This window comes from Gluconobacter cerevisiae (assembly GCF_015244675.1).
Taxonomy (GTDB): domain Bacteria; phylum Pseudomonadota; class Alphaproteobacteria; order Acetobacterales; family Acetobacteraceae; genus Gluconobacter; species Gluconobacter cerevisiae.
In genome coordinates this window covers 1-7,162 of sequence record NZ_JABCQO010000026.1, presented here as the reverse complement: position 1 = coordinate 7,162, position 7,162 = coordinate 1, and the positions used below count along the sequence as shown (strand labels likewise).

Genomic DNA, 7,162 nt, shown 5'->3' with positions numbered 1-7,162 from the left:
GACTGGCGACGTGTTGCGACCCGATATGACCGCTGCGCTCATACATTCATGTCCGCAATCCACATCGCAGCAAGCGTCATCTTCTACCTCAAAGAATGAGTCCTGAGCCTAAGAGGGCACTTGCATTCAGCCCGCACTCGATCAAAGCACCCCTCAGGCTGTCCCGTTCCGCCTCCAACTCCGCAATCCGTGCTTCCAGCACGGCGACGTTGGCGTTTTTGTCCTCGATAATCTTGGATGCAGACAGCAACTGCGTTGCCGCCCATTTATCAGCATCCTTCCGGCGCTGTTCCGCCGCGCCTCGGTCTTCGGCTTCTGCTATCATCGCTCGTGCAAGCAGCCGGAAGTTATCCGCAGCCTGTAATCCTCCAAGGTGATAGGCCAGTGAATCCTCTTGCGCATCCCGGCTCCGCACCGGCTTGTTCTGTTCATTCTGGCTCATCGGTAGTGCCCCATGTCATCGCGGTCGGGATTGAAGTCGTCATGATCGTTCGTGAGCCAGTGCCATAGTTCACGGATGCAGCCAGCCGCGAACTGGATCGAGCGGAAGAGTTTGGTCATCACGCGCTCCACTTCTCAGCACTCAGCAAGCCGCACTCGCGGCGGATTTCGTTGTCGTCATGTCGGAGGTCTGAGAGGCACGGCAGGGCCGCTGCACGCTCGATCCGCTCCATGAGAAGTGAGCGCGCAATCACGTCGCTCAGGTCCTCGTTGATCTCGCGGGGGTGGGTCATGCCGCCTCTCTCCTGCGCTTCATCTCAAAGTAGATCCGAGCGCAGGCCCGGACATCGACCAGGGCATCATGCGCACCTTCAAGCGTTTCTCCGTAGAAGTGCTGGATGCACTCTTCGAGCTTCGGCGCCTTGGGCTTAATGATTCCGGCCGCTCGCATGCGAGGCGTCGGCGGGAGGCTCACCAACGGTGCTGCGGCTTCCATCGTGCAGAACTGAACTTCCGGAAGACGCCACTCAGGCCGCTTAGCGCGGGCGTACATGGTCGCTACGATCTGCCGGTGGAACTGGATGTTGTGCGCGACCAGAAGATCAGCCCGGCACGTCAGGTCGTAGAACAGGACCGAGGCCACTTGCTCCCGGATGCCGTAGCGCGCGGCCTTCTCCGTCGTGATGCCGTGAACGGCTGCCGCTGCATCAGGAACCGTCCAGCCATCCGGGCGGATAATGATATTGACGCACGCTTCCTCATGCCCCTGATCGTCCGTCAGGATGGCTGCAAGCTGCACGCAATGCGGCTGATCCTCATGACCGGTCGGAAGTCCGGGCTTCGCAAAACCAGTCGTCTCCGTGTCAAAGAAGAGGATGCTCATGCGGGCATCTCCTCAGCTGTGACTTCCGCGTTGGCGTCGGCCTGCTGGCGCTCTTGTTCAAACAGAACGCCATAACGGTCTGCAATCAGATCTTCAGCAGCTTCCTGCACATCCGGAGGGATGGGAGCGCCTTGCTCATTGAGTTTGCCGACGCGCTTTTTCCATTTTTCTTCAACAGCAAGAATGTTGGCCGTGCTTTGCGCATGAGCCACCCATGCCTTTATGACGGCAAGATGGTCTACTGGCAGCGGTTCCTGGCTTTGCTGCCGCTGTGGCGTTACATCGAAGACCCCAGCCATTTCCTCGTAAGGCGTCGTCTCCAGCCCAACATCCATCAAGACGATAACGTGAGCGAATGCGGATCGGCAGGCACGAGACACGGCACGCGTCTGGGCCATAGCGCGGATAGCGAAATCAGGCCGTTTCGGGAGAAGTTTGCCGTTGTTTGTTTTGCCTCCGAACCATACTGGTTCGTCCTTGCCAACAAAGCCCTCAGCGCGGGCAATTTCTTTTCCGTCAGACATACGACGGATGACGCCTTCTGCGCTGACCCCATCATCAAGGGTACGGACATTTTCGGCAGATGCGACACAGCCATGGGCTATGGCGATTGCTTGCCATCCCTCAACCGGAACATATCGCCGCCCCTGAAGGTTGATTGTGCGCTTGACCACGATTTCTTTGCACATTGAGGCGGCATCTGTGCTTGAGCGCCATACCTGCACATTCGAATTCTGGTCAGTCGTCGTAACTGCGTTCATCGTCTCAAGCCTTTCCTGCGATGACAGGAGGCGTGCGCAGGACGCGCGCCACGATCCGGGACAGGCCCGCAATGGTCTGGTTCTTGATCTGCCGGTCGGTATCAAGCGCAAGGTTCGCGGCGTCGAGGTAGCGTTGCCAGTGCAAGTCATGCTCTGCCCGGTCGCCTTCCATATCGGCCCGGCCCACTGCATTCAGGCTCACGCATGCCGCCTTACGGAACTGCCGACGCTTCATTTCCAGATAAGGAACTGATGCTTTGGACACATTTCGGGCGTTTGCTGTTTCACGCATTTTAGAAATTCCTGTGGTTTACTTGCCGTTCAGGCGGCGACGGGCAGGTTGATCTGGTGCAAAGGGTGTTTCAGCGTTCGCGCTACTTCCCCACATTGAAATGAAAGTCGCCTTAGTTCTTCTGCCGCTCCCGGATCGTCATTGATCCGATATGCGATTTCTTGAACCTTCAGCAGTAAGACCGCAGCCATAGACAGATCATGCACGCTGATATCAGGCATCACATCACGGCCTCATATTTTTCGACCCAATCTTTGCACCAATCCAAGGCGCGCTCGTCGCTGTCGCTATGACGTGCAATCTGGCCTCTGCGGAGTTGGCCATCTGCCATCTTCTCGTAAATTCCGAGACCCGTCTGTTCTTCGAAGATTGCAAAGTGTGGGGTGTCGTGGAGTTTACGGACCGTCCCAAGTGGACCGGGATACAGCGCGATCCACTTCTCGAAATTGATGGTTCGGACAAGCGGAAATCCGAAGTCGCTCAACAAAGGCTCAGCGTTGGCGCGTGCACTCTGTGAGAAATTGTCAGGCAGGTTCGCCATTGTGGTTCTCCCTCGCCGCTTCGTGCGGTGTGGGAAGACTATATGCGCACTATTGCGCATATAGCAAGCGCAAAAATGCGCATATCTTGGTAGAAAAGAAACCCGGCTTTCACCGGGTCTCTGTCAGCTCACTGGCTGGGGTGGTTCCTGTATTGGAGGTGGCCCCTCACCCGGTGACGGGTATGGATTAGGGTGTGGCGGTCCGGGCGGGTGTGGCGGCGGTGCTGGTGGCTGACCGCAGGCTGTTCGAGCGTAGGGCATGGTCGTCTCCATTGGCGGGTGACGATTACTCAAAGCCTGTCCGGCGCGGGGGTTTGGTTTGGGCAAAAAAAACCGGCCGGAGCAGGGAACGATTTTGCAAGTATAAATTTTTAATGCTTGCAAATAGCCAGTTAGCAAGCATATTTTCAGAAATGAAGAAAGAAATCTCCCCCCGTGCTATCGGCGGCCTAGCCCGCAGCAAGTCCCTCGGACCAGAAAAGAGGAAGGAAATCGCCTCCGCAGCCGCTAAGGCGCGGTGGGAAAAGCGGCGCCTTGTGAAAGCAACTCACGGGTCCACTGAACATCCGCTGGTGATCGGCGATGTGCAAATTCCCTGCTTTGTGCTTGAGGATGGACGCCGCGTCTTGACACAAGGTGGCTTCACTGACGCGCTGGGGATGGCTCGCGGCGGATCAATGATAGCAGGCATGAATCGACTTGAGCTTTTCGTGTCTAGAAAGTCGATTAATCCTCATATTAACAATGAGATAGCCGAGAGATTCGCTACGCCAATCGAGTTTGTGACGCCTGATGGTTTTCGAGCATTAGGGTTTGAAGCAGAACTGCTCCACGACCTGTGCGAGGCTGTCCTTTCTGCGCGCCTCAAAGGAGATCTTCAAAAGCAGCAGCAGGGTATCGCTCAAAAATGTGAGATCCTTGTACGCGGTTTTGCTCGGGTCGGTATTATCGCATTAGTCGACGAGGCTACGGGTTATCAAAGAGACAGAGAAAAGACCGCACTAGCCGACATTCTTGAGAAGTTCATAGCTAAAGAGCTTTCGGCATGGGTGCCCACCTTTTCTGCCGATTTTTATGAACAGATGTTCCGGCTTCGCGGGCTAGAATTTTCGTCAGGCAATGTCAGGAGGCCACAGTATTTCGGCGTATTGACGAATGATATCGTCTACAAAAGAATTGCTCCAGGGATTTTAGAAGAGCTTAAAAGAGTTACGCCTCGTACAGACCAAGGCAGACCAACTGCAAAATATTTTCAAAGTCTTACAAGTAATCTTGGTTATCCGAAACTTAAGGAGCACCTTGGCGCAGTTACCGCATTGATGAAAATCAGCCGAGACTGGCCACAATTCATAAATACTTTAAATGAACATTATCCAAGGTATGATATGACTCCAATGCTCCCGATGGATTATGACCAGCGAGATGACACGGGCGAAGGACTATAAAATCAAGGCGCCCTTGTTGATTGCAAGGGTGTCCCTCACTTCCAAGTCCACTTCCCAACGACCCGGCCGCTGATCCGAATATTATCAAGAACCAGTTCCCTGGGAGGGGGACTTGCGCGTGAATCGTTGATAAATTGGCTTCTCAAAAAAGTGCCAAGAGAGCGTGGCCAAAATAATTGATGCGACAAGAACAATCCATATGCAACGCTGCCCGGTAAGCCAGTCAAGTCGGTGCAAGGACAGGATTACTGACAGATGCCATAGGTAAATTCCGTATGAGATCGTTCCCAGATAAGCGAGGGGGCGCAGAGCTTTACACAAAGCCTGACTACGCCCAAGGCAGCAAAACAGCAGAACCACCAACATGCAAGTTATTGCGAGGAAAGTATGAAAGCAAATGACCATTGGCGCACATTGCCAGTAATCCGCCTCCTTCCAGTACACATGCTTTGTGATGAGAACAGATCCAATCGTAAAAATCGGCAAAAATACATATGAAAAAAATCGATTTTCCATTAATTTTTTACCGACATCGCTCATAACAAATTTAGCAGCGATGATACCCATCCCAAACTCATCGAGCATCCCAGGCATTTGCGTGGTGTAAACGAATTCATGAAACACATTCGGGGCGCCATTAGCGGTAGAATAGTGGAATACTACTGCACGCCACCCCCACGAAACTGCTATGGACAGCATAGTAATCAGCCACCACGGCGCCCGAGCAAGCCATGGTGCTACTAGCATCATCAAAAAATAAAACTGCATCTCCGCACCCAAAGACCAATTAACGCCGTTAATGGCCCCCTGATCCGAAACAAACCAGTTATGGATAAAAAATAGGTGCGTTCCCAAAAGATGATATAAATCACCAGAAAATAGAATCGCAGGCTCGACAAAAATAATGAATATAAAGCATGTGAGATAATATAAAGGCACAATTCTTGCAAAACGATGCCTAATAAAACTCTTGCAGAATTGTAAGTAGTTCAAACTCCCATCATAGGTTCTCATAGTTGAGATTGCTATAACAAATCCAGAAATAACAAAGAATAGGTCAACACCCATCCATCCGATGCGAAACCATACAAGCGGACCGGATATAGGATAAGAATTCCATTTAAAGTGATTTATAATATGATATACGACAACACTAATCGCGGCGAATCCGCGAAGAACGTCTATCAATGGGAAATAATGGCGCTTCAATTAGTTTTCTCTTTACTTATTTGGCGATTTTATAACGGACTTTAAACTCAAAAGAGTATGGTTTTTCTGTGCGTTGCGCGTCATTCTGGTCGAATGCTCTGAATGATCAAACCTTCAATGCAATACTCAAGCTGGCATCCGTCATCTGGCAAATCGAGCAACCCATCCATCGACGGAAGTGTGATTGCGGCTGAGAACTCTGGGTTGCTGCTGCGAGGCCAGAGCGCCACCCGTCCATCTTCCAGCACCTCGATTTCCTTGATCGTCGCCTCTTCATCGCCATTGGTGCGACGAATGACTATCACCTTTTCTCCAGTCTTTGGCACCCTCGCTAAGTCGCCAATTCTTACGGCAATCACGATTGTGCCTTCGGGATATAGAAGATTCATTGAATCTCCCCGGACCCGAAAAGCAACCCGTGGCAAGTTGGGGTAACGGTGATCGGGCGCTATCGAGACATATTCAGATGAATAGTCTTGAGAAAAACTGTGGCGAAACACGCCAGCCTGTACTGACCCGATTATAGCCACTCGATTGAAATCTGAAATTGGCTCAAGCGCAGGTTTAGCAGCGGACTCCACATTGAAGGCTGCAGCTATTTTGGCTTCGGTCTTGGCAGATAGACTATGGGTGGCGGTCTGGTCATTCATAAAGCGAACGACAGTTGAGGGGGCCATACCGCTCTTCCGCGCAATTCCTGCATAGGTCTCATCAAACCTGTCACGGATCTGATTGATCCAAGCGCGCTGCTTTTCACGCACATCAGGAATGGTCGGCTCATTAATCATATGCGCATTTTCGCACATCAAGATAAAAACGTCCCTGCGCACTTTTGCGCTTGTGGGTTGCGCATTATTGCGCATATGATCACGCATGGCCAAAATACCCACCCCCACGGAAATCGAAGCTGCTGCGAAGTCCTCCGGTAGGTCGATGAGAGATGTTTGCACCAGCGCCGGAGTTGCGGTCAGCACTTGGACGCGGTGGAAGCGAGGCACGACTTCTCCGCGTATTGACGTTGTTGAGCGCATTGCTGCGGCAGCCCTCCCCACCCGCGCCAAGCGGAAGGAGGCGGTGCATGTCTGATTATCCAGAACATTTTGAAGTTCTCAAATTCCCTATCGGGTTCACCGATAGATGTTCAATGACTACCAAGGTGATAATTGGCCCCTCGGTAGTCATTAAAAATGATCTCGCTGATAGCTCTAATGGGAATGAAAGATCATTCTTCGAGAAAGTCGTTCTCGCCGGCAATATAGGGGCTGTGTCCATCAGAAGCGTCGGCCTTCCCGTCCACAATTTCGATAGCCTCGCGGATAATCTTGCGGATCATGTTAGGCTTGGCATCCGTCCTGCCGCGGCCAATTGTAGAAGCCACGTTCCCGTCGATCGAAACGTCTTCTGCATTAGCGAGAGCTCGAGCAACTTTCCAGATCAGTCCCTCACGGGTCAGGTTTTCACTCATTCCAGTTCATCCTCTCTAGGCTCAGGACTCATTCTTTGAGGTAGAAGATGACGCTTGCTGCGATGTGGATTGCGGACATGAATGTATGAGCGCAGCGGTCATATCGGGTCGCAACACGTCGCCAG

The 7,162-nt window shown here is 52.4% G+C and carries 12 protein-coding genes and 2 pseudogenes; 2 read left to right on the top strand and 12 right to left on the bottom strand.

The features are described 5' to 3' along the window. Positions 1–99, top strand: a pseudogene (locus HKD21_RS14090) (IS5/IS1182 family transposase); the annotation flags it as partial. On the opposite strand, the gene HKD21_RS14085 reads toward HKD21_RS14090, so the two are convergent. The 8 genes from HKD21_RS14085 to HKD21_RS14055 are packed head-to-tail and all read right to left on the bottom strand — an operon-like array spanning position 89 to position 2,918. Further along, positions 89–442, bottom strand: a complete 354-nt coding sequence (locus tag HKD21_RS14085) for a hypothetical protein (protein WP_194256237.1) — start codon at positions 440–442, stop codon at positions 89–91. The pseudogene HKD21_RS14090 and the gene HKD21_RS14085 overlap by 11 nt on opposite strands. Next, positions 439–561 carry a hypothetical protein gene (locus tag HKD21_RS14550; RefSeq protein ID WP_265588990.1) on the bottom strand — a complete coding sequence of 41 codons (123 nt, stop codon included), beginning with the start codon at positions 559–561 and terminating at the stop codon, positions 439–441. The genes HKD21_RS14085 and HKD21_RS14550 overlap by 4 nt, the downstream gene beginning before the upstream one ends. Next, positions 561–734, bottom strand: a complete 174-nt coding sequence (locus HKD21_RS14080) for a hypothetical protein (protein ID WP_194256236.1) — start codon at positions 732–734, stop codon at positions 561–563. The genes HKD21_RS14550 and HKD21_RS14080 overlap by 1 nt, the downstream gene beginning before the upstream one ends. Continuing rightward, positions 731–1,324: a 3'-5' exonuclease gene (locus HKD21_RS14075; RefSeq protein WP_194256235.1), complete on the bottom strand. Its 594-nt coding sequence runs from the start codon at positions 1,322–1,324 to the stop codon at positions 731–733. The genes HKD21_RS14080 and HKD21_RS14075 overlap by 4 nt, the downstream gene beginning before the upstream one ends. Then, positions 1,321–2,085 carry a hypothetical protein gene (locus HKD21_RS14070; protein WP_194256234.1) on the bottom strand — a complete coding sequence of 255 codons (765 nt, stop codon included), beginning with the start codon at positions 2,083–2,085 and terminating at the stop codon, positions 1,321–1,323. Before HKD21_RS14070 ends, HKD21_RS14075 begins: the two co-directional genes overlap by 4 nt. A gap of 4 nt (positions 2,086–2,089) precedes the next feature. Beyond that, positions 2,090–2,377, bottom strand: a complete 288-nt coding sequence (locus tag HKD21_RS14065; RefSeq protein ID WP_194256233.1) for a hypothetical protein — start codon at positions 2,375–2,377, stop codon at positions 2,090–2,092. A 29-nt stretch (positions 2,378–2,406) separates the two neighbouring features. Continuing rightward, complete coding sequence (locus HKD21_RS14060) at positions 2,407–2,598, bottom strand: hypothetical protein (protein ID WP_194256232.1); 192 nt, start codon at positions 2,596–2,598, stop codon at positions 2,407–2,409. Next, positions 2,598–2,918 carry a hypothetical protein gene (locus HKD21_RS14055; RefSeq protein WP_194256231.1) on the bottom strand — a complete coding sequence of 107 codons (321 nt, stop codon included), beginning with the start codon at positions 2,916–2,918 and terminating at the stop codon, positions 2,598–2,600. Before HKD21_RS14055 ends, HKD21_RS14060 begins: the two co-directional genes overlap by 1 nt. A 194-nt stretch (positions 2,919–3,112) precedes the next feature. On the opposite strand from HKD21_RS14055, the gene HKD21_RS14610 reads away from it, so the two are divergent. Next, positions 3,113–4,363: a P63C domain-containing protein gene (locus tag HKD21_RS14610; protein WP_215748086.1), complete on the top strand. Its 1,251-nt coding sequence runs from the start codon at positions 3,113–3,115 to the stop codon at positions 4,361–4,363. A gap of 84 nt (positions 4,364–4,447) precedes the next feature. Here the strand turns inward: HKD21_RS14610 and HKD21_RS14045 are convergent, their stop codons facing one another. From HKD21_RS14045 to HKD21_RS14030, 4 genes and pseudogenes are all read right to left on the bottom strand, one after another. Further along, positions 4,448–5,572: an acyltransferase family protein gene (locus tag HKD21_RS14045; RefSeq protein WP_194256230.1), complete on the bottom strand. Its 1,125-nt coding sequence runs from the start codon at positions 5,570–5,572 to the stop codon at positions 4,448–4,450. Positions 5,573–5,652: 80 nt separating this feature from the next. Beyond that, a complete protein-coding gene (locus HKD21_RS14605; RefSeq protein ID WP_194256229.1) occupies positions 5,653–6,570 on the bottom strand; it encodes a LexA family protein in 918 nt (305 codons plus the stop codon). Between the two features lie 224 nt (positions 6,571–6,794). Next, the gene (locus HKD21_RS14035; RefSeq protein ID WP_194256228.1) at positions 6,795–7,037 is read right to left on the bottom strand and encodes a hypothetical protein; all 243 of its coding nucleotides are present in this window, start codon (positions 7,035–7,037) and stop codon (positions 6,795–6,797) included. Between the two features lie 28 nt (positions 7,038–7,065). Continuing rightward, positions 7,066–7,162, bottom strand: a pseudogene (locus tag HKD21_RS14030) (IS5/IS1182 family transposase); the annotation flags it as partial.